The sequence below is a fragment of the Rhodococcus sp. NFXS4 genome (assembly GCF_058139645.1).
In genome coordinates this window covers 1,150,566-1,175,500 of record NZ_CP192221.1, presented here as the reverse complement: position 1 = coordinate 1,175,500, position 24,935 = coordinate 1,150,566, and the positions used below count along the sequence as shown (strand labels likewise).

At 68.5% G+C, this 24,935-nt stretch carries 28 protein-coding genes; 13 read left to right on the top strand and 15 right to left on the bottom strand.

Annotation, left to right across the window (positions count from 1 at the left end):
- The first annotated feature begins 26 nt into the window (after positions 1-26).
- Positions 27-932 (top strand): universal stress protein, encoded by a 906-nt coding sequence (locus J4E04_RS05430; RefSeq protein ID WP_490150096.1) that lies wholly within the window; start codon positions 27-29, stop codon positions 930-932.
- Positions 929-2,452, top strand: coding sequence for an APC family permease (locus tag J4E04_RS05425; protein WP_490150095.1), 1,524 nt, complete (start codon positions 929-931; stop codon positions 2,450-2,452). The genes J4E04_RS05430 and J4E04_RS05425 overlap by 4 nt, the downstream gene beginning before the upstream one ends.
- 40 nt (positions 2,453-2,492) lie before the next feature.
- On the opposite strand, the gene J4E04_RS05420 is transcribed toward J4E04_RS05425, so the two are convergent.
- A complete protein-coding gene (locus J4E04_RS05420) occupies positions 2,493-3,095 on the bottom strand; it encodes a TetR/AcrR family transcriptional regulator (protein ID WP_490150094.1) in 603 nt (200 codons plus the stop codon).
- Between the two features lie 82 nt (positions 3,096-3,177).
- On the opposite strand from J4E04_RS05420, the gene J4E04_RS05415 reads away from it, so the two are divergent.
- The 4 genes from J4E04_RS05415 to J4E04_RS05400 are packed head-to-tail and all read left to right on the top strand — an operon-like array spanning position 3,178 to position 5,844.
- Positions 3,178-4,119: a nitrilase-related carbon-nitrogen hydrolase gene (locus tag J4E04_RS05415; RefSeq protein WP_490150093.1), complete on the top strand. Its 942-nt coding sequence runs from the start codon at positions 3,178-3,180 to the stop codon at positions 4,117-4,119.
- Positions 4,116-5,132 carry an agmatine deiminase family protein gene (locus tag J4E04_RS05410; RefSeq protein WP_490150092.1) on the top strand — a complete coding sequence of 339 codons (1,017 nt, stop codon included), beginning with the start codon at positions 4,116-4,118 and terminating at the stop codon, positions 5,130-5,132. The genes J4E04_RS05415 and J4E04_RS05410 overlap by 4 nt, the downstream gene beginning before the upstream one ends.
- A gap of 30 nt (positions 5,133-5,162) precedes the next feature.
- The gene (locus tag J4E04_RS05405; RefSeq protein ID WP_027504915.1) at positions 5,163-5,408 is read left to right on the top strand and encodes a hypothetical protein; all 246 of its coding nucleotides are present in this window, start codon (positions 5,163-5,165) and stop codon (positions 5,406-5,408) included.
- Positions 5,409-5,418: 10 nt separating this feature from the next.
- A complete protein-coding gene (locus J4E04_RS05400) occupies positions 5,419-5,844 on the top strand; it encodes a DoxX family protein (RefSeq protein WP_490150091.1) in 426 nt (141 codons plus the stop codon).
- A gap of 4 nt (positions 5,845-5,848) precedes the next feature.
- Here J4E04_RS05400 and J4E04_RS05395 read toward each other — a convergent pair whose 3' ends face one another.
- Both J4E04_RS05395 and J4E04_RS05390 read right to left on the bottom strand, forming a co-directional pair.
- Complete coding sequence (locus J4E04_RS05395; protein ID WP_056448287.1) at positions 5,849-6,358, bottom strand: O-acetyl-ADP-ribose deacetylase; 510 nt, start codon at positions 6,356-6,358, stop codon at positions 5,849-5,851.
- A complete protein-coding gene (locus J4E04_RS05390; protein ID WP_222645852.1) occupies positions 6,355-7,278 on the bottom strand; it encodes an ADP-ribosylglycohydrolase family protein in 924 nt (307 codons plus the stop codon). The genes J4E04_RS05395 and J4E04_RS05390 overlap by 4 nt, the downstream gene beginning before the upstream one ends.
- A gap of 61 nt (positions 7,279-7,339) precedes the next feature.
- Here J4E04_RS05390 and J4E04_RS05385 point away from each other — a divergent pair, with 61 nt between their 5' ends.
- Positions 7,340-7,993 carry an NUDIX hydrolase gene (locus tag J4E04_RS05385; protein WP_490150090.1) on the top strand — a complete coding sequence of 218 codons (654 nt, stop codon included), beginning with the start codon at positions 7,340-7,342 and terminating at the stop codon, positions 7,991-7,993.
- 1 nt (position 7,994) lies between these two features.
- On the opposite strand, the gene J4E04_RS05380 is transcribed toward J4E04_RS05385, so the two are convergent.
- The gene (locus J4E04_RS05380) at positions 7,995-8,429 is read right to left on the bottom strand and encodes a hypothetical protein (protein ID WP_490150089.1); all 435 of its coding nucleotides are present in this window, start codon (positions 8,427-8,429) and stop codon (positions 7,995-7,997) included.
- A 251-nt stretch (positions 8,430-8,680) separates the two neighbouring features.
- Between J4E04_RS05380 and J4E04_RS05375 the strand changes: the two genes are divergently transcribed.
- Positions 8,681-9,124: a DUF3558 family protein gene (locus tag J4E04_RS05375; protein WP_490150088.1), complete on the top strand. Its 444-nt coding sequence runs from the start codon at positions 8,681-8,683 to the stop codon at positions 9,122-9,124.
- A 21-nt stretch (positions 9,125-9,145) separates the two neighbouring features.
- Entirely contained in the window at positions 9,146-9,472 is a 327-nt protein-coding gene (locus J4E04_RS05370; protein WP_490150087.1) for a hypothetical protein, read from the top strand.
- A gap of 292 nt (positions 9,473-9,764) precedes the next feature.
- Here the strand turns inward: J4E04_RS05370 and J4E04_RS05365 are convergent, their stop codons facing one another.
- The 6 genes from J4E04_RS05365 to J4E04_RS05340 are packed head-to-tail and all read right to left on the bottom strand — an operon-like array spanning position 9,765 to position 15,975.
- Positions 9,765-10,811 (bottom strand): SMP-30/gluconolactonase/LRE family protein, encoded by a 1,047-nt coding sequence (locus J4E04_RS05365; RefSeq protein ID WP_490150086.1) that lies wholly within the window; start codon positions 10,809-10,811, stop codon positions 9,765-9,767.
- Positions 10,812-10,846: 35 nt separating this feature from the next.
- Positions 10,847-11,605 (bottom strand): MerR family transcriptional regulator, encoded by a 759-nt coding sequence (locus J4E04_RS05360; RefSeq protein WP_222645844.1) that lies wholly within the window; start codon positions 11,603-11,605, stop codon positions 10,847-10,849.
- Between the two features lie 44 nt (positions 11,606-11,649).
- On the bottom strand, positions 11,650-13,143 hold the full coding sequence (locus J4E04_RS05355) for a flavin-containing monooxygenase (RefSeq protein WP_222632788.1): 1,494 nt from the start codon (positions 13,141-13,143) through the stop codon (positions 11,650-11,652).
- The gene (locus J4E04_RS05350) at positions 13,140-14,060 is read right to left on the bottom strand and encodes a hypothetical protein (protein WP_027504905.1); all 921 of its coding nucleotides are present in this window, start codon (positions 14,058-14,060) and stop codon (positions 13,140-13,142) included. The genes J4E04_RS05355 and J4E04_RS05350 overlap by 4 nt, the downstream gene beginning before the upstream one ends.
- 2 nt (positions 14,061-14,062) lie before the next feature.
- Positions 14,063-14,932 carry an SDR family NAD(P)-dependent oxidoreductase gene (locus J4E04_RS05345; RefSeq protein ID WP_490150085.1) on the bottom strand — a complete coding sequence of 290 codons (870 nt, stop codon included), beginning with the start codon at positions 14,930-14,932 and terminating at the stop codon, positions 14,063-14,065.
- Positions 14,932-15,975, bottom strand: coding sequence for an alpha/beta hydrolase fold domain-containing protein (locus J4E04_RS05340; RefSeq protein ID WP_490150084.1), 1,044 nt, complete (start codon positions 15,973-15,975; stop codon positions 14,932-14,934). The genes J4E04_RS05345 and J4E04_RS05340 overlap by 1 nt, the downstream gene beginning before the upstream one ends.
- Positions 15,976-16,088: 113 nt before the next feature.
- Between J4E04_RS05340 and J4E04_RS05335 the strand changes: the two genes are divergently transcribed.
- The 3 genes from J4E04_RS05335 to J4E04_RS05325 all read left to right on the top strand — a co-directional run bounded on the left by J4E04_RS05335 (position 16,089) and on the right by J4E04_RS05325 (position 19,318).
- Positions 16,089-17,129, top strand: coding sequence for a 2Fe-2S iron-sulfur cluster-binding protein (locus J4E04_RS05335; RefSeq protein ID WP_490150083.1), 1,041 nt, complete (start codon positions 16,089-16,091; stop codon positions 17,127-17,129).
- A gap of 41 nt (positions 17,130-17,170) precedes the next feature.
- Entirely contained in the window at positions 17,171-17,620 is a 450-nt protein-coding gene (locus J4E04_RS05330; RefSeq protein ID WP_051613146.1) for an SRPBCC family protein, read from the top strand.
- A 117-nt stretch (positions 17,621-17,737) separates the two neighbouring features.
- Entirely contained in the window at positions 17,738-19,318 is a 1,581-nt protein-coding gene (locus J4E04_RS05325; protein ID WP_490150504.1) for an alpha/beta hydrolase, read from the top strand.
- On the opposite strand, the gene J4E04_RS05320 is transcribed toward J4E04_RS05325, so the two are convergent.
- From J4E04_RS05320 to J4E04_RS05300, 5 genes are read right to left on the bottom strand one after another with little or no spacing between them, the layout of a single operon-like run.
- On the bottom strand, positions 19,280-19,960 hold the full coding sequence (locus tag J4E04_RS05320) for a DUF998 domain-containing protein (protein WP_490150082.1): 681 nt from the start codon (positions 19,958-19,960) through the stop codon (positions 19,280-19,282). The genes J4E04_RS05325 and J4E04_RS05320 overlap by 39 nt on opposite strands.
- A gap of 21 nt (positions 19,961-19,981) precedes the next feature.
- Positions 19,982-21,325 (bottom strand): DUF2254 domain-containing protein, encoded by a 1,344-nt coding sequence (locus J4E04_RS05315; RefSeq protein WP_490150081.1) that lies wholly within the window; start codon positions 21,323-21,325, stop codon positions 19,982-19,984.
- Between the two features lie 33 nt (positions 21,326-21,358).
- Positions 21,359-21,760: a RidA family protein gene (locus tag J4E04_RS05310; RefSeq protein WP_027504901.1), complete on the bottom strand. Its 402-nt coding sequence runs from the start codon at positions 21,758-21,760 to the stop codon at positions 21,359-21,361.
- Complete coding sequence (locus J4E04_RS05305; RefSeq protein ID WP_490150080.1) at positions 21,757-22,521, bottom strand: IclR family transcriptional regulator; 765 nt, start codon at positions 22,519-22,521, stop codon at positions 21,757-21,759. Before J4E04_RS05305 ends, J4E04_RS05310 begins: the two co-directional genes overlap by 4 nt.
- Positions 22,518-23,534, bottom strand: coding sequence for a sugar kinase (locus J4E04_RS05300; protein ID WP_490150079.1), 1,017 nt, complete (start codon positions 23,532-23,534; stop codon positions 22,518-22,520). Before J4E04_RS05300 ends, J4E04_RS05305 begins: the two co-directional genes overlap by 4 nt.
- 127 nt (positions 23,535-23,661) lie before the next feature.
- On the opposite strand from J4E04_RS05300, the gene J4E04_RS05295 reads away from it, so the two are divergent.
- Positions 23,662-24,933 carry a type III PLP-dependent enzyme domain-containing protein gene (locus tag J4E04_RS05295; RefSeq protein ID WP_490150078.1) on the top strand — a complete coding sequence of 424 codons (1,272 nt, stop codon included), beginning with the start codon at positions 23,662-23,664 and terminating at the stop codon, positions 24,931-24,933.
- Positions 24,934-24,935: the final 2 nt, after the last annotated feature.

Below are 24,935 nucleotides of genomic sequence, written 5' to 3'. Positions count from 1 at the left end.
ACCGAAGCTTCCCGAAGGGACGCACCATGCGGTTGATCGTCGGTTATCTCGCCACTCCCACAGGAGAGGACGGGCTCGTCCTGGGTGTGCAGCTGGCCCGCAGTCTGGGTGCGGCGTTGGACATCTGCATGGTGGTGCCGCCCGACCGCGCCGTCCCGGCCGAGGCCAGGTTCGCCGAACTGCTCGCCCAGCGCGGCCGGGCGTGGCTCGACCAGGCAGCCGCGTCGGTGCCCGACGACATCGAGACCGCGGTGCATCTGAGCTTCTCGGAGTCGTTCTCGTCCGGCCTCATGGACGAGGCGGCGCGGCTCGGGTCGGACGCCATCGTCGTCGGTGGCGCCAAGGACGGCCTGCTCGGACGCCACACTCTGGGCACCGTGTCGACCGAGCTGCTGCACTCCGCCCCGATCCCGTTGGCCCTGGCGCCGTTCGGGTATCGCACGTCGACAGCCGACCGGATCCGCGAGGTGACGTGTGCCATGGGCACCCGCACGGGCGCCGACCTCGTGCTGCGCACCGCGGTCCGGTCGTGCGAGCGGATGCACACGTCGCTGCGACTGCTCTCGCTCGTTCCGCTCGACGACACCTCCGACGTCGAGTCCCTGCGCGACCCGGACCGAGAGGCGCGCGCCATCGACCACGCACAGCAGATGCTCGACGCCGCCCGGTCCGGTCTGCCCGAGAGTCTGGCGGTGACGTCCTCGGTTGCCGACGGCTCGACGGTCGAGGCCGCGGTGTCCGGTCTGACGTGGGAGGACGGCGACGTGGTCGTCGTCGGGTCCAGCCGACTGGCACAACCGCGCCGCCTGTTCCTCGGCTCGACCGCGTCGAAGATGTTGCGGGCACTGCCCGTTCCCATGGTGGTGGTGCCCAGCACCGAGTTCCGTTCCGACATGCCCAGCAGCACCGATCCGACGGAGGCTTCCCGATGAGCAGTGAACTCACGTCGTCCAAGGGACTGGCCGTCGGACGGATCGGCACGTTGTCCGGCGCCGTTCTCGGCATCTCCTCCGTCGCACCCGGATACACGCTCACCGCCAGCATCGGGTTGATCGTCGCCGCGGTGGGCCTGAAGATGCCGGCCATCTTCATCGCCGGGTTCATCCCCATGTTCCTCACCGCCTACGCGTACCGGGAGTTGAACTCCGACTCCCCCGACTGCGGCGCCTCGTTCACCTGGTCCACCAAGGCCTTCGGGCCCTACGTGGGCTGGATGTGCGGCTGGGGCATGGTCATCGCGACCATCATCGTGCTCTCCAACCTCGCGGCCATCGCCGTGCAGTTCTTCTATCTGTTCATCGCGAAGCTGTTCGACACTCCCTCCATCGCCGACCTGCCGGGCAACAAACTGGTCAACGTCGGTACGACGGTCGTGTTCATCGCTCTCGCCACGTGGGTGGCCAGCCGCGGGATCACGACGAGCGAGAAGCTCCAGTTCGCGCTCGTCGGCTTCCAGATGGTGCTGTTGATCGCGTTCGCCGTCGTCGCGCTGGTCCACGTCAGCGCGGGGGACGCACCGGCCGGGTTGTCGTTCGACATCGGCTGGTTCGATCCGTTCAGCGGACTCACCATGGGCGCCTTCGTCATCGGCGTCACCGGCTCGATCTTCGCGTTCTGGGGATGGGACACGTGCCTGACGCTGGGCGAGGAGTCCAAGAACCCCACGAAGACACCGGGGCGCGCGGGGCTGCTGTGCGTCGCGACCATCCTGCTGACCTACCTGCTCGTCGCGGTCGCCGCGATGATGTACGCCGGTGTCGGCGAGGAGGGCCTGGGGCTCGGCAATCCCGACAACGCGGAGAACGTCTTCGGTGCCCTGGCCGATCCGGTACTCGGCAGCTGGGGCGGCATGCTGCTCTACCTCGCGGTCTTCGTCTCCTCGATCGCCAGCCTGCAGACCACGTTCCTGCCGGCGGCGCGGACGTCGCTCGCGATGGCGGCCTACGGCGCCTTCCCCAAGAAGCTCGCCGAGGTGAGCCCGCGGTTCCTCGTCCCCTCCGCCGCCACCGTCGCGGCCGGTGTGATCACCGCGGTCTTCTACACGGCGGTGACCTTCCTGTCGGAGAACACCCTGATCGACACCATCGCGGCACTGGGCATCATGATCTGCTGGTACTACGGCATCACCGCGTTCGCCTGCGTGTGGCACTTCCGCCGAACCCTGTTCGCCAGCGTTCGGAACACGTTGTTCCGGTTGACCTTCCCGTTGCTCGGTGGCCTGGTCCTGTTGGCGGTGTTCGTCGTCTCGGTCGAGGAGAGCATGGACCCGGAGAACGGCAGCGGCGCCGAGATCGGCGGCATCGGACTGGTGTTCTTCCTGGGCTTCGGCATCCTCATCGTGGGTGCGGTTCTCATGATGGTCATGCGCTTCGTGACGCCGGCGTTCTTCCGCGGCGAGACGCTCACCGTCGACACCGAGGCTCTGAAGGACGAAGCCGACCTGGTGGGCTGAGAGGCTCGTCAGCTGAGAGGCTCGTCAGCTGCGGGGCTCGTCAGCTGCGGGGCGAGCGTGCCTGCAGCCCCGCGATGAGCACTGCGAGCCCGAAATCGAACGCCGCGTCCGCGCGGCCGGCGCCCGAGGTCTCCAGCGCCGCGCGCATGGCGTCGTTCGCCTCGTCAGCCGAGGCCCAGACCTGTTCGGGCGCTGCGAGATCGAGCGCTGACCCCAGGACGAAACTGTCGACGGCGGTGATCGCGTGCAGCACCTCGGCGGGCGCGAAGCCGCCGTCGGACAGGGCCGTCGCCAACGCGTTGTACATGTCGAACGCCACGGCGGAGCGCACCGTGTGCGCCGTGAACAGCGGGATGGCGCGCGGATGTCGGGCGTAGTGGCGGCGGTACTCCTGCGCGATGTGGGAGACCGCCTCACTCCAGTCGCGGGAGTCGGCCGGGATCTCGATGCCCGCCATCATGCGCGTACGCATCAATTCCACGATCTCGGCCCGCCCCGCCACGTGGTTGTACAACGACGACGGCCGCACCGCCAGCCGCTCGGCGAGTCCCGGCATCGTGAAGTCGCCGTGCCGATCGACCAGCGCGAGTGCGGTATCGGTGATCAGGTCGGTGGACAGCAACCGTGTCGACGGACGCGGCATCGCCGGCTCCTTCCTCTTGCGTTCGGGCCGTAGTCACACCATACTTAACGAATCACATTCGTTTTACGGACGAGGACACCCGATGCTGACCATCACCGCCACCACCCCTCCGCCGTCGCCCGCCCGCACGCGCGAGACCGGCCGCCCACCGGTACGAGTGGCGCTGGTGCAGCATCGGTGGCACGAGGATCCGAGCGTGTTGCGCGCCGAACTGGAGGACGGGATCGCCACTGCGGCAGGGGAAGGCGCTCGCATCGTCTTCCTCCCGGAGCTGACCCTCAGCCGCTATCCGGCGTTCGTGCCGGGCGGCGAGAACCCCGCCCGCAGCGCGGAGGACCTGGCCACCGGGCCGACGGTCACCTTCGCCGCCGAGGTCGCCGCGCGTCACGGCATCGTCGTGCACGCGTCGCTGTACGAACGCGACGACACCGTCGGCGACGGCCTCGGGTACAACACCGCCGTCCTGGTCTCGCCCGACGGCGAGGTGACGGCCCGGACTCGGAAACTGCACATTCCCGTCACCGCCGGCTACCACGAGGACACGTACTTCCGCCCCGGACCTGCCGACGACCCGTACCCCGTGCACCGTGCGGCGGACCTCGCACTGGGAATGCCGACGTGCTGGGACGAGTGGTTCCCCGAGGTCGCGCGGGCCTACTCGGTGGCCGGCGCGGAGGTCCTGGTCTATCCGACGGCCATCGGCTCGGAGCCGGATCACCCCGACTTCGACACCCAACCTCTCTGGCAGCAGGTCATCGTCGGCAACGGCATCGCGAACGGCACGTTCATGGTGGTACCCAATCGCCACGGTGACGAGGGCGCCATCACGTTCTACGGTTCCTCGTTCATCTCCGACCCGTACGGCCGCGTTCTCGTGTCGGCTCCCCGCGACCGCTCGGCCGTCCTGGTCGCCGATCTCGACCTCGACCAGCGTGGCGACTGGCTGACGCTGTTCCCGTTCCTCGACACTCGACGTCCGGACACGTACGGCACCCTCACCCGGCCCGTGGCGGGTACCCGGTGACGTGGCGCATGCCCGCCGAGGGCGAACCGCACGAGCGCACCTGGATGGCGTTCCCCAGCCACGGTTACTCGCTCGGCGACACCGAGGAGGAGCGCCACGAGGCTCGCACGACGTGGGCCGCCGTCGCACGCGCCGTGGCCGAGTTCGAGCCGGTGACCGTCGTGGTGGATCCCCGTGAGGCACGCATCGCCGCGGAGTACCTGGGATCGGGCATCACGATCCTCGAGGCACCTCTCGACGACGCGTGGATGCGCGACATCGGGCCGACCTTCGTGGTCTCGGACGACGGAACCGTCGGCGCGGTGGACTGGATCTTCAACGGGTGGGGCGCGCAGGAGTGGGCGACGTGGGAGAACGACGCCCGGATCGGTGCACTGGTGGCGCGGGCGGCCGGCGTTCCGGTCGTCGCGTCCGACATGGTCAACGAGGGCGGCGGCATCCAGGCCGACGGCGCCGGAACTGTCCTCCTCACCGACACGGTGCAGCTCGACAGCGGACGCAACCCCACCTGGTCGAAGCAGGACGTCGAGGCGGAGCTGTCCCGCACTCTCGGTGTCGACCGCACGATCTGGTTGCCGCGCGGCCTGACTCGGGACTCGGAGACCTACGGCACCCGCGGCCACGTGGACATCGTCGCCGCGATGCCGACGCCGGGCGTCGCCCTCGTGCACGATCAGCGCGACCCCGCGCATCCGGACCACGAGATCAGCCGCGACGTCATGGATCTCCTCACCCGGGAGGGACTCCGTGTCGTTTCGGTTCCCGCACCGACCGTGCTGCGGGACGACGAGGGCGTCGTCGACTACAGCTACATCAACCATTACGTGGTCAACGGCGGGGTCATCGCCTGCAGCTTCGACGATCCGAACGACGACGAGGCGGTGCACATCCTGTCCGAGGCCTATCCCGGCCGACGCGTCGTGAGCGTCGACGCCCGGCCGCTGTTCGCCCGGGGCGGCGGCATCCACTGCATCACTCAACATCAGCCGGCGCCTGTCGTACCCCTCCCCTAGCGTGACGCCACCGACAACGGGGGGACGGACATGGGCGGACATCGCCGGGGGCAGCGCAGACGCAGCGAGCAGAGGACGGTGCGCGAGGTCGCCGCACTCGTCGCGGAGCCGGGGTCGCAGTACGGCAGCCGCTGGAACGCGGAGCCGTACAGGTTCTGCGACTGCGACGACGAGGAGTGCGTCGGCGGCGCCGTCTACTGCGAGAACAGGGTCTACGCGCACGAGGAGCTGGGCCGCGTTCTCGGCCGACCGGACCGGCAGCGCGGCGCCTCGTAGGGTGGCAGGCATGACCACGCGCCCTGCCCCTGCGACCGTGCCTCGTATCGTCGGGCGGCTCGTCCTCGGCGCGTTCCTGGTGTTCGCCGGACTGAGCCACCTGTTCTGGGCCCGGCAGGAGTTCGCCGCGCAGGTACCGACGTGGATGCCGCTCGACACCGATCTCGTGGTGGTCGCATCGGGTGTCGTCGAGGTGGTGCTGGGCCTGGCTCTCATCGCCGTGACGCGGTACCGGGTGGCGGTGGGGTGGGTCACGGCGCTGTTCTTCGTCGCCGTGTTCCCGGGCAACATCTCTCAGTTCGTCACGCACACAGACGCTTTCGGTCTGGACACCGATCGGGCACGAGGTATCCGGCTGCTGTTCCAGCCATTGCTGGTGATCTGGGCTCTGTGGGCCACCGGCGCCTGGTCTGCGTGGCGAGCACGTCGGCGATGACCGGTCATCCGACGGCCCGCGTCGTCATGCGGTGCACCTCGGCCGAGTAGGCCACCAGGGTCACGAGATCCACGGACACGGGCGCCGACGTCACCGCGCGCACCTGTTCGGCGACCGCCAGCTCCACCGGCCATCCGTACGCACCGCCCGAGATGAGCGGGAACGCGATCGAGGATGCTCCGAGCGAGTGAGCCAGGAGAAGGGAGCGCTCGTACGCTGCGCGCAGGATCGGCGAGCGGTCCTCGCGGGCCGAGTACCGCGGCCCCACTGTGTGGACGACCCACCTCGCCGGCAGACGGCCTGCGGGCGTCGCGACGGCGGCACCCGTGTCGAGTCCGTTCGGGAGGGTCGTCGCCCGCAGAATCTTGCAGGCGTCGAGGATCTCTCGTCCGCCTGCGCGGTGGATGGCGCCGTCCACCCCGCCTCCACCGAGGAGGGTCGAGTTGGCGGCATTGACGATCACGTCCGCGCGCACGGTGGTGATGTCTCCGGTGACCACATCGATGACACTCATGCTGCTGCTCCTTCTGCGAGGCGACGTCCCAGATCCGCGAGGTCCGCGGCTCGTCGTCCGGGGTACCCGTGCAGGATCGTGGTCCACGCCTCGGGGATCACCGAGGCGCCCCAGCGTGCGCCGAGAAGCCCACCGGCTATGGCCGCGGTGGTGTCGGTGTCGCCGCCCGCGCGGACACACGCCTCCAGCGCCGCTGTCAGCTGGTCCCCGTTCTCCTCGGTGGTCGTGATGGCCGACCAGGCCGTCTGGAGCGCGTGCACCACCCACCCGTTCCTGTCGAAGTCCGACGGGCGCCCCTTCTCCGCGGCGTCGAGCAACGGCGCCCAGGTGTCGCGCACCGACGGCTCCGCCGCGTCGAGGTACAGCGAGATGCCGTCGTAGGTGCCGTGCAGGACGGCGTGCCGGATGCCGGCACTCCAGATCTGGCATGCCTCCCCCGCCTGCGGATCACTGTGCGTCAGGGCGCTGATCTGCGCAGCGGCCACCGAGAGCTGATCCGGGTCGTCGAGATACGCCAGCGCCACCGGGGCAGTTCTCATCAGCGAACCGTTGCCACCTGTCCTGCCGGACAGTCCTGCGGCGACGGCGGTCATCTCGGTAGCCGACCTGCTGCGCCGGGACAACACCGTGCGCGTCTGGATACCGACGTCCGCCGGGTTCGTGTCGATCCAGGCCACGAAGTTCGCCGCGACGCCGTCGAGTCCCCGGCCCTCCACCAGCGCCTCGGCGATGCAGAGGGCCATCGACGTGTCGTCCGTCCACTCGCCGGGCGCCCAGTCGAAGGTGCCGCCGCCGATCATGTCGATCACCGTCTCGGGCGTCGGGTAGCCGAATTCGTATCCGGCGCCCAGTGCGTCACCGGCTGCGGTGCCGAGCACGACGCCCTCGGCGCGGTTCTTCTGTTCGTCGGTCAGCTTCATGTCTTCCCCTTTGCTCGTTTGTGCGCTAACCATAACGCACCACTGCGCTAAGCTGCAACCCATGCCCTCCGATCTGACGACGTACCCACGACCGTCCGTCGCTGTCGACGTCGCCGTTCTCACCGTCCACGGCGGAACGCTGAACGTGGTGACGGTGGAATCACCCTGGGGAGCTGCACTTCCCGGCACATTCCTGCATCCGGGCGAGACGCTCGCCGATGCGGCGAGGCGCGCGTTGAGCACCAAGGCCGGCATCGACGGCGTCGAGTTCCATCAGATCCGGATGTTCGACGCTCCCGACCGCGACGATCGAGGATGGGTCCTGTCGATGGCGCACTGCGCGGAGGCGCCCACCGACTCCCTGCCTTCCGACACCGATCTCCTGGCCGTCGAGGCGGATCGGCCTGTGGAACCGATGGCCTTCGACCATGCCGACATGGTGTCGGCCGCCGTGGGCGACCTGCGGTCTCGCTACCTCACCCGTCCTGATCCGTCGCACCTGCTGGGAACCACCTTCACGCTGCTCGACCTGCGCACCCTGTACGAGACCGTGTTCGACCGCCCGCTGCGCAAGGACACCTTCCGCCGTCATGTGATCGGGGCGCTGGTCGGTACGGGCGCCACCACATCGGCTGCGGGCGGACGCCCCGCCGAGCTCTACGAACGCAGGCCCGACGAGACGTTCCCCGGGTCCATCGCCGCGCTGCTCGTGTGAGTCAGTTGGGGGTCGGGCGCCGTGGCGTCGGGATCCACCACGCCAGCGCAGAACCCGCCTGCACCACCACCAACGGCCACACCATCGGGGAGTGCACCAGCGCCACCGCCCACACGAGGGCCACTGCCGTCACGACGACGCGTGCCGAACGTCGGCGTTGCACGATCATCGTCGCGAGCACCCCGTGCCCCACCGCAGCGACGACGAGAACGAACGCCCACGCATCGGCGAGTGAGCCCACGAACATCGCGCCGGGCGACTCGTCCGCACTCGCGAAGGCAGCGAGGGCACTGACGACGACGGCGCCGAATCCCGCGATCGCGGCGACACACGACACCGCACACTGGGTCGCGAACGCGACGAGCACGGCCAATGATGTTGCGTTGGTCAGACTTCCGATACCGCTGGAAGGAACGGGCAGAGTAGTCGAGTGCATGGTCAAGGCCTTCCGATCGTCCGCCGTGGCGCGGTACAGCCTTCGACGCCGCAACCACCCGCTCGGTTCCCGCCGCGCATTTCTGCACACAGAACGGTTCCGGATGGTCGGATGTGCCCGTGGGGACACCGTTGTGTGCAGTGGGAGCACGGAACCGCAGGAGCGGAGCGTGCGTCCAACGACGTGTGCACAGGAACTGTGGGGTACTCGCTGTCGCGGCAGTCGTCGCGTCACTCACCGGGTGCGGTGGGGTGAGCGGCACCGCCGAGCCGGTCGCGATGGAACTCTTCGACCCCTGCATCGTGGTACCCGACGAGGCCATCCGGGCGGCGGGGGCAGATCCGGCTGTCGTTGTCGACCAGCTCACGCTTCCACTCGACGACACCTGGAAGTGGTGCACATGGAAGGGGAGCGATCAGTTCCTGACCGTCTTCTCCACTACCCGGACGCTCGACGCGCTCAGGACCAGTCCGACCTCGGACAGGTTCAGCGCTGTCGACGACTTGGGTGTCGGCGCGTTCTCGTTCCGCGATCGCGGCGACCAGCAACTCGCTGCCTGCAGTATCGCGTTCGATTGGCGAGAGGGTTCTGTGGTGTTTCGTGCTGAACGGAATCTCGCTTCCTCCGTCACCGCGGATGTGTGCGCTGTGGCGAGGACCGGGGCGCAAGCATTCGCTTCCAGCATCCCCCGTTGACCCGCGAAGGAAGAACTTTCCATGACCGATGACCTCATCATCTCCGCCGATTCTTCGCGCAGGTGCGCGTCAGCGTGCGAACAATTCGTCAGTGACCTCGCCGAACTGCTGCCGTCGATCAATGCGCTCGAATTCAGCGCGGGTTTCGGCACCCTTCCCTCCGGAATCGCGCTAGCACGCAAGTACTCCGACCTCACCCACGGCCCGGAGGGTTCACTGAGCTCCGTGCTCGCGGCCCACATCACCGCCGTCACCAACCTCCGCGAGGCCTTCCTCGAAGCGGGTCGCGGGTACCAGGAAACGGAGGTTGACTCGACGTCCCGCATCGGCAACACCGGCCCTCGCTGACCGACCCGCACTACTTCCAGCCACCTTCACCCCGCTCCGCCGGCGGAAAGGGGTGTGCGCGCCACGCAACCCGCGCACACCACCGCCACGAGCCGCCAACCACCGGCAAAGCACCACCCAGCCGACCGACCCGCACTACTTCCAGCCGCCCACACCCCGCTCCGCCGGCGGAAAGGGGTGTGCGCGCCACGCAACCCGCGCACACCACCGCTACGAGCCGCCAACCACCGTCGCGCACGCACCGACCGACCGACCGCACCTCACGCAACCAGCGCACACCCCAAGCCACCCCCTACCGCTCAGGCACACCGACCACGGTGAAGGGCTCCACCGGAGTGCCACCGCGCTTGTCGAATTGGCTGTTGACCACCAGCAGCTGATCGTCGACGTCGGCGACGGTGGTGGGGTAGGCGAAGCTGGGGTCGGTGATCTCACCGGTCACCCGCCCACGGTTGCCGTCGTCGTCGAGATCGACTGTGGCGATGAGGCTGTCGCGGTTGCGAACCACGTAGAGCGTGTCGTCCTCCATCTCCATGCCGTCGCCGTTCTGAAGTGTCGCGCCGCCGAGGTCCACCTGCGTGACGGCCTTCGAGTCGCGGGCCACGCGGTACAGGTTGCCGGTGCTGGACTGCACGATCACCAATGCGTTGTCGTCGTCCGCCTCGACGATGCCGTTGGCGTTGAAGCCCTCGCCGTACGCGAACGGGGATCCGGTGAAGTCGACGAACGGCTCCAACTGGCCCTCGCCGGTGGCGTTCGCCGGGATGCGCCACAGCGTGGGGTTGCGCGAGTCGGTGATGAAGGCGTCGCCGTTGTCGGCGATGACGACGTCGTTGAGGAACGTGGCGTCCTGGCCGAGCCCGTTGGTGAACTTCCCGCGCAGTGCGCCGGACTCGGCGTCGTAGATCCAGACGGTGCCGGTCGCGCCGCCCGCCACGACGAGGGTGTTCTCGTCGTCGTCCCCGTCGACGTCCAGTCCCGCCGCGCCGGTGCGACCGTCCTGTCCACCGGGGAGGAACGGTTCGACGGTGGTGTTGCCGACCGTGCCGCGGAAGATGGCGCCGTCGGAGGTCGACGAGACGTAGAAGGTGTCGTCGTCGGCGGTGATGCCCTCGGGGAACACGCCGGTTCCCGGCAACGTGTAGACGGTGGCATTCGAGGCGGCGCTCGAGGACGTACTCGCCGCCGACGATGACGGAGCAGTGCTGGACGACGACGGAGCAGCGCTGGAGGACGCCGGCGTCGCCTGCCCCTCCTCGCTCGACGACGAGCAACTGGTCAGAACGAGGGCGGTGGCGCCGGCGAGGGCGACAGCGGCGGACAGTCTGGTGCGGTTCATGACTCCACCATGCCCCATTGGTCCGAAAAGCGAGGTCAGGCTGTGTGACGGTCCGAACGAGAGGTGTTGTCGATCGCGACCTCGAGGTACTCGCCGAGCTGCTCCTGCAGGTTGCGGTCGAGTGTGCGGCCGAGCAACGAATGCACGGAATCGACTGCGAGAGTGCGCATGATCTGCAACATCTCGGTGGCTCGGAGGACGTCGTCACCCTCGGGAATCCAGCCCTCGCCGTAGCGGTCGACGATGTGACTCTTCACAGTCGAGATCATGTCCTTGGACATTCCGTCGACGGCCGCATGGAGCCGTTCGTGGATGTCCATGACCTCGCGGATCCCGAAGCCGTAGGTCGCGAGGGAGGTGAAGCCCTGCAACAGCTTCGGATCGGTGAATGTGCATCGGTCGCCGTCGATGCGGGCGAGTCCGTACTCCACGAGCCTGGACAGCTGGACGCCGTCGGGGTCGCCGAGCATCTGCCGCGCCTCGTCGACGGAGACCGACTGCACCTCGCCGGTCGTCGACCACGGCTCGGTGAGGGCGCGCTGCAGACCGAGAACCTCGGTGAGGTCCTTGCCGCTCTCCCAACCGTCGATGAAGTCGCTGATGTGTGTGGTCGTGTAGCCGCGCTGGAGCAGGATGTCGATCAGTCGCAGCCGGGCGAGGTGCGAGTCGTCGTAGATGCCGACCCGCCCCCGCTTGCGCGGGGGCGGGAGCAGTCCACGTTCACGGTAGGCCCGGACGTTGCGCGAGGTCGTGCCCGCGGCATGAGCCAGTTCGTCGATGCGGTACTCGGTCATCGACTCACTCCTCCACTCGGCCGGACCTCCAGACTAACGCTCGGTCACACCGCGGCGACGACCTCGTCGACCGGTGCCGTCGCTGCCGCCGTCACCGAGTAGTCCGGCAACAGCACCGTCTCGAGCTGCTTGACGTACTGCGTGGCGAAGCCCGGGAACATCGTGGCGTTGAAACCGTCCTCGGTGAGGTACCAGCTCGAGCACCCCGAGTTCCACGTCGTCTTGGTCAGCCGCTGCTGCAGGTCCGCGTTGTACTCGGCCTGCACCGAGGCGCGGACGTCGAGCACGAAGTTCTGGTTCACGGCGGTGGCGATGGCATCGACCAGGTAGTCGATCTGCGCCTCCATGTAGACCAGGGCGGAGCTGTGGCCGGGTCCGGAGTTGGGCCCGAACGTGAAGTACATGTTCGGGTACCCGGACACCGCGATCGACTTGTAGGCGTGCGCTCCCCGGCTCCACTCGTCGGCGAGGACGCGCCCGTCGCGCCCGGTGATGGGGATCGGCGACCCGGTCTTGGAGACGTCGAACCCGGTGGCGAAGACGATCGCGTCGAACTGATGCTCGACTCCCTCGACCGTGCGGATTCCCTTCTCGGAGATCTGTGCGATGGGCCAGGTGACGAGCGTGCAGTTGTCCTTCTGCAGCGCCGGGTAGTACTTGCTGGTCATCAGCAGGCGCTTGCACCCGGCGCGGAACTCCGGCGTGAGCTGGCGCCGCAACCACGGATCCGGAACCTGACTGCGGAGGTGCAGCTTCGACACTCCCTCCACCACGCGGGTGAGCGGCGAGTTCCAGACGACCCCGAGGGCGACCGACTCGTGGCCCCAGAACCAGGCCTTGCGCGCGACGCTCTGACTGAAGGGCACGCGGCGGTAGATCTCGCGAGTCAGTCCGCGGGTGCGGAAGTTGGTGCGGGGCAGCACCCATCCCGGCGTGCGCTGAAAGACCTTGACCGACTCGGCGACCTTCACCAGCTCGGGAACGATCTGCACGCCGCTGGCTCCGGTGCCGACGACGGCGACCTTCTTGCCGGCGAAGTCGTAGTCGTGGTCCCACCGGGCGCTGTGGATCTTCGCTCCCGCGAAGGTCTCGACGCCGCGGATCTTGGGCAGGCTGACGTTCGCCAGCGGTCCCGACGCCATCACGACGGTGCGGGCGAGGACGGGTTCCCGATCCTGGACCGAGATCTCCCAGAGCGACCGGGACTCGTGCCAGGTGACGTCCACGACGGTGTGACCGAACCGGAGGTAGCGGCTCAGCTCGAACTTCTCGACCATCGAGTCGATGTAGCCCAGGATCTCCGCACTCCCGGAGTAGGTGTGCGACCAGTCCGGATTGGGGGCGAAGCTGTACGAGTACAGGCGGGACGGAATGTCGCAGGCTGCACCGGGATACGTGTTGTCACGCCAGGTCCCACCGGCACGTGTGCCGCGTTCGAGGATGGCGATGTCGCGAATCCCCCGTTGCTGCAGCCGGATCGCGGCACCGATGCCGGCAAATCCGCCTCCGATGATGGCGGTGGAGAGAATCTCGGTCATGCGACGGGCTCGTACGTGAGTTCCTTGGACCACGTGGGCTGCGGGCGCAGCAGCCGCTTCGGGTACTTGGCCGTCAGCGTCACCATCGAGTCGGCGAACTTGTGGTACGGGTGGTCGCGGTTGATGACGACGCTCCCGTGCCAGCTGATGAAGCGGTACATCGGCAGACGCTTCGGGAACTCGCTGCGTTCGCCCACCTTCTTGAAGCGCTTCATCGCGGTGTAGAGGCGCTCCTCGTCGACACCCATCTCGACGATGTTGTCCCGCATCTTGTTCAGCAGTGGGATGTACCGCAGGGTGCCGATGATGAGCGACGGATGCATCCAGGCGCCGATCGTCTCGACGAGAATGCGGCGCATCTTCGCGTGGCCCAGCAGATCGATGACCTCGAAGTCGACGGCGAGGTGCCGCGACTCGTCGGCGTTGATGCGCTTGAACACTTCCTGGCAGACCGGGTCGTCGATCTCGTCGACGATGAACTTGACCAGCGCACCGTCGAGCGCGACCTCGAGCATCGGGATGACGGTGCCCAGCACGGCGAGCGGCGTCTGATCCGAGTACTTGTCGAGCCAGTCGATGATCAGCTTGACGTTGACGTTCGGCTGCGGGATCTCGTCGTTCTCGAGCATGCCCCACCGACGCATCAGTGCCAGTTCGGCATTCGCGTGCTTCTGCTCCTCCGCGTGGAAGTAACGGTAGATCTCGCGCAGCGTCTCGGTGGGCGCCTTGCGTGCCATCGCGGCGAATCCGCGCGCACCGACGTTCTCGATCCACATGAGGTCGGACAGGAACGGCTTGAGCTTGGCGTGCTGCTCGGGCGGGATCATCTCGGCGCCGGGGGCGTCCCAGTCGATGTCCGCGAGGGACCACTGGCGGTCCTTGATCTTGTCCAGCATGGCGTCGAAGTCGAAGGCCATCGTCATACTCCTGTCGAGGCGGAAACAGCGGGAAGGGACTGTGCGGCGGGCTCGCCGGGGAGCAGGCGGTCGAGCAGCCCTGCTCCGCGGGTGTAGAGGGTGGGGAGGAGCCGTTTCGTCAGCCAGATCGCTTTCGCGTCGAGCTGGGGCACGACGTAGAGGCGGTTCCTGTCGTGCGCGTCGAGCGTGGTGACGGCGATCCGCTCGGGTGAGAAGCCGGTCCACCGCATCAACTTCTGCGCGAGTTCCGTGGAGCGCTCGGTGATGCGACCGTCGACCGCGACGTTGGTCTTGACGAAGGTCGGGCACAGCACGGTCACGTGGACACCCGACCCGGAGAGTTCGGCCGCGAGAGTCTCGGACAGCGACATGACGCCCGCCTTGCCGACGTTGTAGGGCCCCATCGTCGGTGCCGCCGCGAATCCCGCGGCCGAAGCCACGTTGATGATGCCGCCGCGGCCCGCGGTACGGAGCAGCGGAACGAACGTCTCGCAGCCGTGGACCACTCCCCACAGGTTGATGCCGAGCGCCCAGTTCCAGTCCTCGAACCCGATGTCGCCCACCGGCTTGCCACCGATGCCGACGCCGGCGTTGTTGATCACGAGCGTCGGCGCGCCACCGAACTCCAGTTCGGCGAACAGCGCGAGATCCTCGACCTGCGACTGCACGGCGACGTCGCACTGGACGGCGAAGCCGGGGCCGTCGAGCATCCGCACCGTCTCCTCGGCGCGTTCGAGCGAGATGTCCGCGCAGACGACGCGGCCACCGCGGCGGGCGATCTCGAGCGCGAAGGCGCGGCCGATGCCACTGCCGGCGCCGGTGACCACGGCGTCCGCCCCGTGAGTGAGGCGTGGTCTGGACCGAGAGAACATCAGTGTCTCGTCTCTGTTCGATGGAGGGCTGTCAGGGCATGTGCGGCGCGGGCGAGTGCCCGGTCCGCTTCCGGGCTGATGCGCGGCAGAGCCTGGAACACGTGCATCTGGTCGGGCCAGATCTCGAGCGTGCAGGTGCCACCGGCATCGACCACCAGATCGCGCAGGTGCTCGGCGTCGGCGACGAGCATCTCCGCACCGCCGGCCTGAACCAGGAAGTGTGGCAATGCCGTTCCCGCCTCGACCGCGAGTCGTAGGCGCCGCCCGTCGGGATCCTCGCCGCGTGTGTAGAGCGCGGTGAGTGCCCGCGCCGCCGCTGCGGAGATCATCGGGTCGCGACGGATACGCTCCCGGTTCTGCGCGAGGGTGAAGGTCAGATCGATCAACGGCGAGAACAGGAGGACCGCACTCGGCTGCAAAACCGATCGTCGGGCGTTGTCCAGCACCAGGTCCAGCGCGAGGTGACCGCCCGCCGAGTCACCGGCCACGACGACCGACTCGGGTGCGTGGCCGCTCGACAGCAGCCAGCGGTACGCCCGCTCGACGTCGTCGGCTGCGGCGGGGAAAGGGAACTCCGGGGCGAGTCGGTAGTCGACCACGAAGACCGGACGCTGCGTCGCGCGGGAGAGCCGCGACGCCAGGCCGCGGTGCGTCCGTGCGGAACAGATCGCGTACGCGCTGCCGTGCAGATAGAGGATCGGGCCGGCGGTGTCCACGGAACCGTCCCCACCCTCGACCGGCGTGCGATCCGCCCCACCCTCGACCGGCCTCCGGCCTGCCCCATCTCCGACCGGCCTCCGGCCTGCCCGGGCGTCGACCCACTCCCCGACCACACCGTCCTCGCGCACGGTGCGGACGACCGTGCCGGGTGCGATTCCGCCGCAGGCACGCATGGCCACCTCGACGAGGACGCGGGCGACGCGTTCGCCGCCGCGTCCGAACGGCAGTCGGGACGCGATGGGTCGCAACGTCGACTGCGTGGCTCGGGCCGCGGCGCGGGACCGCAGGGACCCCCGCTCGGGGATCGGACGCGTCGATGTCATGCCGGAAGCGTCACGGATGACTGTGCCATTTGTCAATGGCCTATAGTTCAATGAAACAATCTTCGGTGTAGTCCGGAGTGCCGGACACACCCGGCCGACGAGGGGAAGACATCGTGGCGATCGACTCCGCGGACACCGCCGTCCGCACACTCCGACTGCAGGTCGACGAGGTGATCCGCGAGACGGCGAACGCGGTGACGTTGGTCCTGTCCACCGCCGACGGCGAGGCCCTGCGCTACCGCCCGGGCCAGTTCCTCACGGTCGAAATTCCTCTGAGCGACGGCGGTTCCGCCGCTCGGTGCTACTCGTTGTCGAGCAGTCCCGACACCGGCGAGCGCCCCGCTATCTCCGTCAAGCGCACCGCGGGCGGCCTCGGGTCGAACTGGCTGTGCGACACCGCGGCGACAGGATCCGCACTGACGACGCTGGCTCCCGCGGGCACCTTCGTTCCCGCGCGATGGGATCGCCCGCTCGTCCTGGTCGCCGCCGGCAGCGGCATCACGCCCGTGCTGTCCATCCTCAAGACCGCGTTGGCGTCGCACGACGTGCAGGTCGTGTTGTTCTACGCGAACAGAGACCCGGACTCGGTCATGTTCGCCGCCACCCTCGACGATCTGCAGCAGCGGCATCCGGACCGCCTCACGGTGCGGCACTGGCACGAGTCGGCGTCGGGCCTGCCCACTGCCACCGGTCTCACCGACGCCGTCTCCGGCATCGCCGACGCCGACGCGTACCTCTGCGGGCCGGGGCCGTTCATGGACGTGGCGCAGCAGGGGCTCCTCGCGGCGGGGGTGTCGCCCGAGAACATCCACCGTGAGGTGTTCACGTCGATCACCACCGACCCGTTCCACACCACCCTCGTCGAGACGTCCTCGGCCACGGGCGTTCCCGTGTCCGCGGAGGTCGAGGGCGACGATCACTCGTTCCACTGCGCACCCGACACCGTGCTGCTCGACGCCATGCTCGCCGAGGGAATCGACGCCCCGTTCGTGTGCCGCGAGGGCAACTGCGGCGCCTGCGCGTTCACTCTCGTCAGCGGTGACGTGCACATGCGCGTCAACGACACACTGGATCAGTACGAGCTCGACCGGGGAGTGCGCCTGGCCTGCCAGTCGGTGCCCGTGTCCGACGCTCTCACCATCCGCATCGACTGACCGACCGAATCCCTGACACCACAGCCGCACCAGGAGACCTCATGCCCGTCATCACCAAGCACGTCGAGATCGCCGCACCGGCGTCGGCGACCTTCGACTACCTGTCCTCGTACGAGAACGTGCCGGACTGGATGTTCGGCGTCACCTCGTTCGTCCCCGTCGGACCGGTGTCGCGCGGCACCGGCGATCGCTTCGACGCCGAGATGAAGCTGGGACCCAAAGCTCTGCACTCCACGGTGGACATCGTCGAGTGGGTCGACGGTTCCGTCATCGCGTTGTCGTCGGTGAAGGGTTTCGAGACCAGTTCTCGCTGGGTGGTCACCCCCGTGGACGACGGACACTGCGTCGCCGACGTCGAGTTCCGCTACGAGTTCCCCGGCGGGTTCACGGGCAAGGCACTCGCGAAGGTGGTCGAACCCTTCATCAACCAGGGGATCTCCGTCACCGATCGGACCCTGCGCTCCCGGTTGGAGTCGCCGCGCAGCACCTAGACTCACCCGGTGACCACGAAGGACCAGCGAGGACGCATCGCCACCGCACTGTGGCGGTGGTGTTCCCGCTTCGAGCCGATCGGCCTCGTCGTCGGACTGGTCTTCTACTGCTGGTCGATGTCCCCGTCGCTTCTCCCCCGACCGTGGTACCTGCAGGCCGTCGCCACGGGCCTCTCGGTCGCATGCGGTTACGGCGTCGGCGTTCTCGTCGTGTGGGGCGTCCGGCGGATGGAGCTCACTCGCGAGTGGCCCGAACGACTGAGGCGGTGGGGCTGGTACGCGATCGGCGCCGCCGCAGTCGTCGTGCTCCCGCTGTTCCTCGTCCTCGGGGCGTGGTGGCAGAACATCTCTCGCGAACTCGTGGGCATCGAACCGAGCCAGTCGTGGGACTACGCCGGAGTCTTCGTCGTCGCCGCGATCGTCGTCGTCCTGGTGATCACGCTGGCACGCGGAATCCGCCGCGTCACAGACCTTCTCATCGCACTGATCGGTCGTGTTCTCCCGCCGCCCGTCTCGCGCGGTCTCGCCGTCGTCGCCGTCGGTGTGGTGCTGGTGTTCGCCGTCGAGGGGCTCCTTGCCACCGGGATCTCACGCATCTCCAACGGGTCCGCCGCTGCGGCCGACACCGGGAGCGCCGAGGGCGTGGAACCGCCGTCGGCGCCCGAACGGTCGGGCTCGCCCGAGTCGAACGAGGAGTGGGACACCCTGGGCCGCGAGGGGCGCACCTTCGTCGCGGGCGGCCCGACGTCGGACGAGATCGCATCCGTGACGGGACGGCCCGCCCTCACCCCGATCCGGGTCTATGCGGGACGCAAGTCCGTCGACGCCGACGGGCTCGGCCTCGGCCGGGACACCGTCGACTCGCTCGCCGACCGACTCGTCGCCGAACTGGACCGAACCGGCGCCTTCGATCGCGAGTACCTGGCGATCGCGACGACCACCGGTCGAGGGTGGGTCAACGCGTCCGTCGCGTCCTCACTCGAGTACCTCGCCGGCGGCGACACGGCGATCGCGGCGGTCCAGTACTCGTACCTGCCCAGTCCGTTGGCGTTCCTCGCCGATCGCGACACCCCGCTCATCGCGGGCCGCGCCGTCTTCGAGGCCGTCTACCAGCGCGTGCAGGACCGTCCCGAGAGCGATCGCCCGACGCTCCTCACCTTCGGTGAATCGCTCGGGTCGTACGGCGGCCAGGACGCCTTCTCCGGAGTGCAGGACATGCTGGCTCGCACCGACGGCGCGCTGTGGGTGGGGACGCCCAACTTCTCCGAGCAGTGGTCGCGTGTCACCGACTCACGGGACCCGGGCAGCCCCGAGATCCTGCCCGTGATCTACGGCGGGCAGAACGTCCGCTTCGCCGCGGAGCCGTCCGATCTCGACGCACCCGGTCTGGTGGACTGGGAGAGCCCGCGCATCGTGTACTGGCAGCACCCCAGCGATCCGATCGTCTGGTGGTCGTTCGACCTGCTGTTCGGCAAGCCGGACTGGCTCCGGGAACCGCGCGGCGTCGACGTCGACAAGGGGATGACGTGGATCCCTCTGGTCACCTTCTGGCAGGTGACGCTCGACATGGCGCTCGCCGCCGAGGTGCCGGAAGGCCACGGTCACGCCTACGGCGCCGATGCGGCCTCCATGTGGGCGCCCATTCTGAACGTCGACGGCTCAGAGCTGGTGGACCGCGTCACCGACGCGATGCGGTGACTCCCTGAGCGCGCTCGCGCGGACCCACGACGCGAGCGAGATCAGCGCGATCACCTCCACGACGACGAGGATCCGTTCGACGTGGCCGAGGGTGACGACGCGGTACCACGGTGTCGAGGTGGTCATGCCGACGAGCAACGCGTACCCGATGGGCGTGATGGCCACGACGGACAGCACACCCAGCACGAACGTCCGTCGGGCGTGACGGGCCCACTCGCTCGACCGGATCCACGGCGCGGCGAGGGCGATCACCGCCACCGGGATGCTGACGAACGCGACCGCGGCGCCCGCGCGGTGCACCGCGCCGCCGAGTCCGAGCGTCGCGTCGTTGCTCCAGTCCTGCTTGGGAACCGCGACCACGGCGACGAGTCCCACCGTCCACAGTGTCATCGCCACCGCGGCGACCGACGACGCGCGCAGCAACGACTGCCGGACGGCCGCGATCAGAACGGCGCCGGATCCGACGGCGAGGAGCAGCACCCCGGCCGTGAACACCCACTGCTGCGCGCCCAACCCGTACTCGCTGATGGTGCGGCGCAGATGCGACGGCGACCCGATCGCGGTGACGACATCGAGGACGACGACCGTCGCGGCGCCGAGCAGGATGGAGAGAAGCCCGAGAGAGGCGAGGCGGGTCTGCACAGGGTCCTTTCCGCAGCGGATCTACGACTCCACTGTGCCTGACGGTGAGCCGGACACGGCGACCGTACGGAGACGCCCACGCGCGCGGTCGATCTGGTCGAGGCAGGAATCCCGCCCGGCCGGATCCGTCATCTCCCGTCGGCACGCCTCGTCGAGGAGGTCGAGGTGGTACCGGACGCGGTCGATCGACGCGGTGTCGGTCGCTGCCGCACCGAGCCGCTCCGCCATCCGGATACCGGCAGCGACCACCATGGGGCTCGCCATCGCGTAGATCCGAACAGCTCCCAGCGCGTGGTCGATCAGGTCGACCACGGGCACCCGACGCAGAACGATCCGTACCGTCCGGGCATCGTCGGTCCGGGCACCGCACGGCGGCGGACGACCGACGAGAGTGGCCATCCCGACGGACAGATCGTCCAAGGCGTTGCGAGCGGTGTACGGATCGTTCGTACCCGAGGACAGAGCCCGCACCGCCATCTCGGCCAGCTGCTCGACGGCGAACTCGATGTCGTGCTGCGGAGTCCGTTCGTCGCCGATCTCGACCGCGGACTCGATCTCGCGCAGGTGTGACGCGGAGGCGGATCCGCTCCACCGTCGTGACTCCGCGATGGCGTCTCCCTCGATCACGTGCTCGCCCGGTCTGCAGAGCAGCACCACGACGGCATCGGCGTCGACGGCCGAGGACAACGCCGCGTCCTCGTCCACGTCGACGACGACTCCGGAGCGCGGAGCACGCACCGTGTCGACGTGGTCGGGCAGCGTCACCTCGGAATCCGACGCCGCGTCGGCCGGCGGCTCCGTCGGGTAGAGCTCGTCGACAGCGGCGGAGAGTTCGTCCCGCACGCGCGAGGACAGCGTCGCCACCTGGATCGACTGGGCGATGTGGTGGATGAAGTACACCAGGACGCCCACGTCGAGCACCGCGAGGAGCACGGCGACGTTCACCGCGATGTCGGGTACGAAGACGTCGCCGTCCGAGTCGAGCGACCGGATCGAGCGCAGCACCATCAGTGCGTAGAGGAAGGTCGCCCCGAAGATGCCGAGCACCACCTGGTTCCCGCGGTCCGCCATGAAGTTGCGCACCAGTCGCGGGCCGTAGGTCGAACTGGCCGTCGCGAGGACCGAGATGGTGATGGAGAAGGACGTCGCCGCGACTCCGAGCATCGACCCGCCGATGGCGCCGAGGATGTCCCGGCTGCCACTCGCACCCACGTGGTACAGCAGCGACCCACCGATCCCGATGCCCCGATCGAGGAGCCACCGGTCCAGGGCGACCAGGAGTTGAGCCAGGACGACGGCGACGACGCCCAGGACCGCGGGAACGAACCAGAACGTGCCCTGCAGCCGTACCCACCGTCGTCTCATGGGTTCATGGTGCCCTGACGGTGGGTCGACGTGTCAGACCACCGCGATCGCGTCGATCTCGACGAGCATCTCCTCGCGCGGGAGTCCCGTGAAGACCGTTGTGCGACTGGGCAGGACGTCACCCTTCGTGTGCTCGAGCACGAAGGCGCCGTACGCCTCGTTCATGACGGCGAAGTCCTCACGCTTCGTCAGGTACACCCGCAGCATCACGACGTCGTCGAAAGTCGCACCACTCGCCTCGACGATGGCCTTGACGTTGGTCAGCGTTCGCGTGGTCTGCGCCGCGACGTCGCCGGGGTACAGGTACTCGTTGGTCGCCGGGTCGACGGGTCCCTGACCGGACACCTGGACGAACGGGCCCTTGCGTACGCCCTGCGAGAAGGTGTGGGCGGGTGCAGGCGCGTCGGTCGTGAGGACGGCGATCTTGTCGGTCATGCGGGTTCCTTCGTCGGGGTCGGACTCCAGCCGAGTTCGGCGGAGATGGTCTCGGCCACCGCGCGCACCTGCGGCAGGGTGCCGAGGACGCGGGCGTGGTCGAGCAGCATGTCGGGCACGGACATCGACACCGCGGCGACGATCGAGCCGGTCCCGTCGCGCACCGGCACGCCGATGCAGTTGACGAACGACTCGTGTTCCTCGTGGTCCTCGGCGTATCCCTGACGGGTCACGAGGGCCAGTTCCTCGAGATAGCGCTCGGGCGTGTCGATGGTGCGGTCGGTGAAGCGGGTGTACTCGATGCGATGGGCGACGCGGGACTGCTCGTCCGCAGGCAGCCCGGAGATCAGGATCTTTCCGACGGCGGTGCAGTGCAACGGTGCCGGGCGTCCGACACGCGAGTACATCCGCACACTCTGGGTGGCGTCGAACTTGTCGATGTAGACGGCCTCCCCCGACTCGTAGGTGGCGAGGTGGATCGTCTGCCTGGTGTCGGCGTTCAGCGCAGCCAGATGCGGCCGCGCCAACGTCCGGATGTCGCGCTGCTCCAACGAGCGATTGGACAGTTCGAACAGTGTCGATCCCAGGCGATACCGGTGTTCGTGGTCGTGCTGCACGAACCGCTCCGCCTCCATCGCCCGCAGCAGACGCAGGACCGTGGTCTTGTGCACGTCGAGGTGGGCAGCCAACTCGTCCAGCGATCGCGGACCGTCGGCCAGCACCCGGAGCAGGGTGAGCGCGCGGGACACACTCTGACTCATACGGCGATTCCCCTCTCGGCGTCGTAGTCGATGCTCGACCACTCCTCGTCCGAGGATGTCACCAGTGCGTCGAGACGGTGCAGCGGAAGCAGATGGGCCGCGTCGCCGTGCGCGGTGAGAGCGCCGGCCGCGCACAGGTGCCCCAGTCTGATCGCACGCTGCTGATCGTCGCCGCGGAGGACACCGGCCAGGTAGCCACCGGCGAACGCGTCTCCCGCACCGATCTTCTCGACCACCGACAACCGCAGGGCCGGGACGTCGACACGCTCGGCGCCGTCGAATCCCACGACCACGTGGGCGTCGTTCTTGATCACCAGGCGGCGCGGCTCGGGGAACAGGCCACGCAGCGCGTCGGGGTCTCCGGTGCCGAACACCGCGTGTGCTTCGTCGGCGCCCATCAGCACGATGTCACTGCGTCGGACCTGCTCTGCAAGAACCACATCGGCGCTCTCGGCGGTCCAGAGTCGGGGACGGTGGTTGAGGTCGAAACTCAGCAGACCGGGCGACGACGCCAGCGCGGCCGCAGCGTCGCGCGCGGTGTCCGACAGGGCGAGCGTGATGCCGCTGACGTGGACGAGGTCGGCAGCCGTGAGCACCGGTGTCGCCCCGACGATGTCGTCGACACACAGCGCACTGGCGGCGGAACCGCTGCGGAAGTAGGTCATTCGACTCTCCCCGGCGGGTAGGTCGGACGCATGACCGCTGCCCGAACCACGCTCCTTGACGTACATCCCGGTGGTGCGGGTCTGGTCGACGATCACCGCCGACGTGTCCACCCCACTCGCGCGCAGCGTTTCCGTCAGGTAGCGGCCGAAGCCGTCGTCACCGACGCGCGAGAGCCAGGACGCCTCGACGTCCAACTGGGCTAAGACCCGCGCGACGTTCGCCTCGGCTCCCCCGGCCGACCGCTCGAACGTGTCCGAGTGTTCGAGGGGGCCGGGCTGAGCGACCATGACCACGAGTCCCTCACCGACACACACCACCCGTGGAGTCGCCGCGCCGGGTGATCTCACATCAATTCCCTTCGATGTCTTGCGAGTTGTCCCTGTTCGTTGCAGACTAACGACACCGAACACAGTTTGCAATCAGCGTTGCAACATACGCAACGCTACAGCGCCATATCCGGCGCAGGAGGATTCGATGATCGACAAGGCTGCCGTCGAGGCGCTGCACGACCGCACTCTCGGCCCTGAGTACAAGGCCGTCCCACCCGCCGCGTGGGGCCTCGCCGTGCGCGACTATCTGGCGACGGCGCCCACTCTCGCCGAGTTCGCGACCCCGGTCGTCACACTGGATCGCCGACACCTCACGTCGAACATCGATGTGATGGCGCGGTGGGCCGATGCGGCCGGCATGCGTCTGGCACCGCACGGCAAGACCACGATGGCGCCGCAGCTCTGGGCCGAGCAGCTCGAGGCGGGCAGCTGGGGAATCACCCTCGCCACCGGGTGGCAGGTACAACTTGCTCGCGCATTCGGCGTGCAGCGCATCCTTCTCGCCAATGCACTGATCGACCCGGTGACACTCCGCTGGATCTCGGCGGACCTCGACGCTCACGACGACGTCGAATTCGTCTGCTGGGCAGACAGTGTCGACACCGTGACACGCATGACGGAGATCCTGGGCGCCGTGACACGACCGATCCCGGTGATTGTCGAACTCGGTGGGCCGCACGGCCGCACCGGGGCACGCAGCGTGGACGAGGCACGACGCGTCGCGGCCGCGATCTCCTCGTCGCCGTCGGTGACCCTCGCCGGCGTGGGCGGATACGAAGGCGCGCTGGCCCACGACCGCACACCCGCAGGACTGGACGCCGTGCGCGCCTACCTCGACGAGGTCGCCGCCCTGCACGCCGGTCTCGCCGCCGACGGCCTGTACGAGGGACGGGCGATCGTCACCGCGGGTGGGAGCGCGTACCAGGACCTGGTGGTCGAGCGGCTCTCGTCGGTCATCGACGACGACACGGCCGTCATGCTGCGCTCGGGCGCCTACGTGGTGCACGACGACGGCTTCTACGCCGACATCTCCCCGCTCATCGCCTCCCGCGTCGGCGAGCAGCACCTGTCCTCCGCGATGCACGGCTGGGCGCGGGTGGTGTCGCGTCCGGAACCCGAACTCGCACTGCTCGATGCGGGCAAGCGCGACTTCCCGTTCGACGAGGGGCTGCCGACACCGCAGCGCATCGGCGGCCGGGACGCGGAGGCGGGGCACCACATCTCGGCGCTCAACGATCAGCACGCCTTCCTCCGGACGCCGGGCACGGCCCGCGACGACGTTCCCGTCGGGACGGTCGCACGGCTCGGCCTGTCGCATCCCTGCACGGCGTTCGACAAATGGCGCCTGCTTCCGGTCGTCGACGACGCCGACGCGGCGAACCCGCGCATCGTCGACCTGATCCACACCTTCTTCTGATC

Excerpts from the sequence above, each read along its gene's own strand:
- J4E04_RS05430 (WP_490150096.1), top strand. The coding sequence starts at position 27 with ATGCGGTTGATCGTCGGTTATCTCGCCACTCCCACAGGAGAGGACGGG.
- J4E04_RS05425 (WP_490150095.1), top strand. The coding sequence starts at position 929 with ATGAGCAGTGAACTCACGTCGTCCAAGGGACTGGCCGTCGGACGGATC.
- J4E04_RS05420 (WP_490150094.1), bottom strand. The coding sequence starts at position 3,095 with ATGCCGCGTCCGTCGACACGGTTGCTGTCCACCGACCTGATCACCGAT.
- J4E04_RS05415 (WP_490150093.1), top strand. The coding sequence starts at position 3,178 with ATGCTGACCATCACCGCCACCACCCCTCCGCCGTCGCCCGCCCGCACG.
- J4E04_RS05405 (WP_027504915.1), top strand. The coding sequence starts at position 5,163 with ATGGGCGGACATCGCCGGGGGCAGCGCAGACGCAGCGAGCAGAGGACG.
- J4E04_RS05400 (WP_490150091.1), top strand. The coding sequence starts at position 5,419 with ATGACCACGCGCCCTGCCCCTGCGACCGTGCCTCGTATCGTCGGGCGG.
- J4E04_RS05395 (WP_056448287.1), bottom strand. The coding sequence starts at position 6,358 with ATGAGTGTCATCGATGTGGTCACCGGAGACATCACCACCGTGCGCGCG.
- J4E04_RS05390 (WP_222645852.1), bottom strand. The coding sequence starts at position 7,278 with ATGAAGCTGACCGACGAACAGAAGAACCGCGCCGAGGGCGTCGTGCTC.
- J4E04_RS05385 (WP_490150090.1), top strand. The coding sequence starts at position 7,340 with ATGCCCTCCGATCTGACGACGTACCCACGACCGTCCGTCGCTGTCGAC.
- J4E04_RS05380 (WP_490150089.1), bottom strand. The coding sequence starts at position 8,429 with ATGCACTCGACTACTCTGCCCGTTCCTTCCAGCGGTATCGGAAGTCTG.
- J4E04_RS05370 (WP_490150087.1), top strand. The coding sequence starts at position 9,146 with ATGACCGATGACCTCATCATCTCCGCCGATTCTTCGCGCAGGTGCGCG.
- J4E04_RS05365 (WP_490150086.1), bottom strand. The coding sequence starts at position 10,811 with ATGAACCGCACCAGACTGTCCGCCGCTGTCGCCCTCGCCGGCGCCACC.
- J4E04_RS05360 (WP_222645844.1), bottom strand. The coding sequence starts at position 11,605 with ATGACCGAGTACCGCATCGACGAACTGGCTCATGCCGCGGGCACGACC.
- J4E04_RS05355 (WP_222632788.1), bottom strand. The coding sequence starts at position 13,143 with ATGACCGAGATTCTCTCCACCGCCATCATCGGAGGCGGATTTGCCGGC.
- J4E04_RS05350 (WP_027504905.1), bottom strand. The coding sequence starts at position 14,060 with ATGGCCTTCGACTTCGACGCCATGCTGGACAAGATCAAGGACCGCCAG.
- J4E04_RS05345 (WP_490150085.1), bottom strand. The coding sequence starts at position 14,932 with ATGTTCTCTCGGTCCAGACCACGCCTCACTCACGGGGCGGACGCCGTG.
- J4E04_RS05340 (WP_490150084.1), bottom strand. The coding sequence starts at position 15,975 with ATGACATCGACGCGTCCGATCCCCGAGCGGGGGTCCCTGCGGTCCCGC.
- J4E04_RS05330 (WP_051613146.1), top strand. The coding sequence starts at position 17,171 with ATGCCCGTCATCACCAAGCACGTCGAGATCGCCGCACCGGCGTCGGCG.
- J4E04_RS05325 (WP_490150504.1), top strand. The coding sequence starts at position 17,738 with ATGTCCCCGTCGCTTCTCCCCCGACCGTGGTACCTGCAGGCCGTCGCC.
- J4E04_RS05315 (WP_490150081.1), bottom strand. The coding sequence starts at position 21,325 with ATGAGACGACGGTGGGTACGGCTGCAGGGCACGTTCTGGTTCGTTCCC.
- J4E04_RS05310 (WP_027504901.1), bottom strand. The coding sequence starts at position 21,760 with ATGACCGACAAGATCGCCGTCCTCACGACCGACGCGCCTGCACCCGCC.
- J4E04_RS05305 (WP_490150080.1), bottom strand. The coding sequence starts at position 22,521 with ATGAGTCAGAGTGTGTCCCGCGCGCTCACCCTGCTCCGGGTGCTGGCC.
- J4E04_RS05295 (WP_490150078.1), top strand. The coding sequence starts at position 23,662 with ATGATCGACAAGGCTGCCGTCGAGGCGCTGCACGACCGCACTCTCGGC.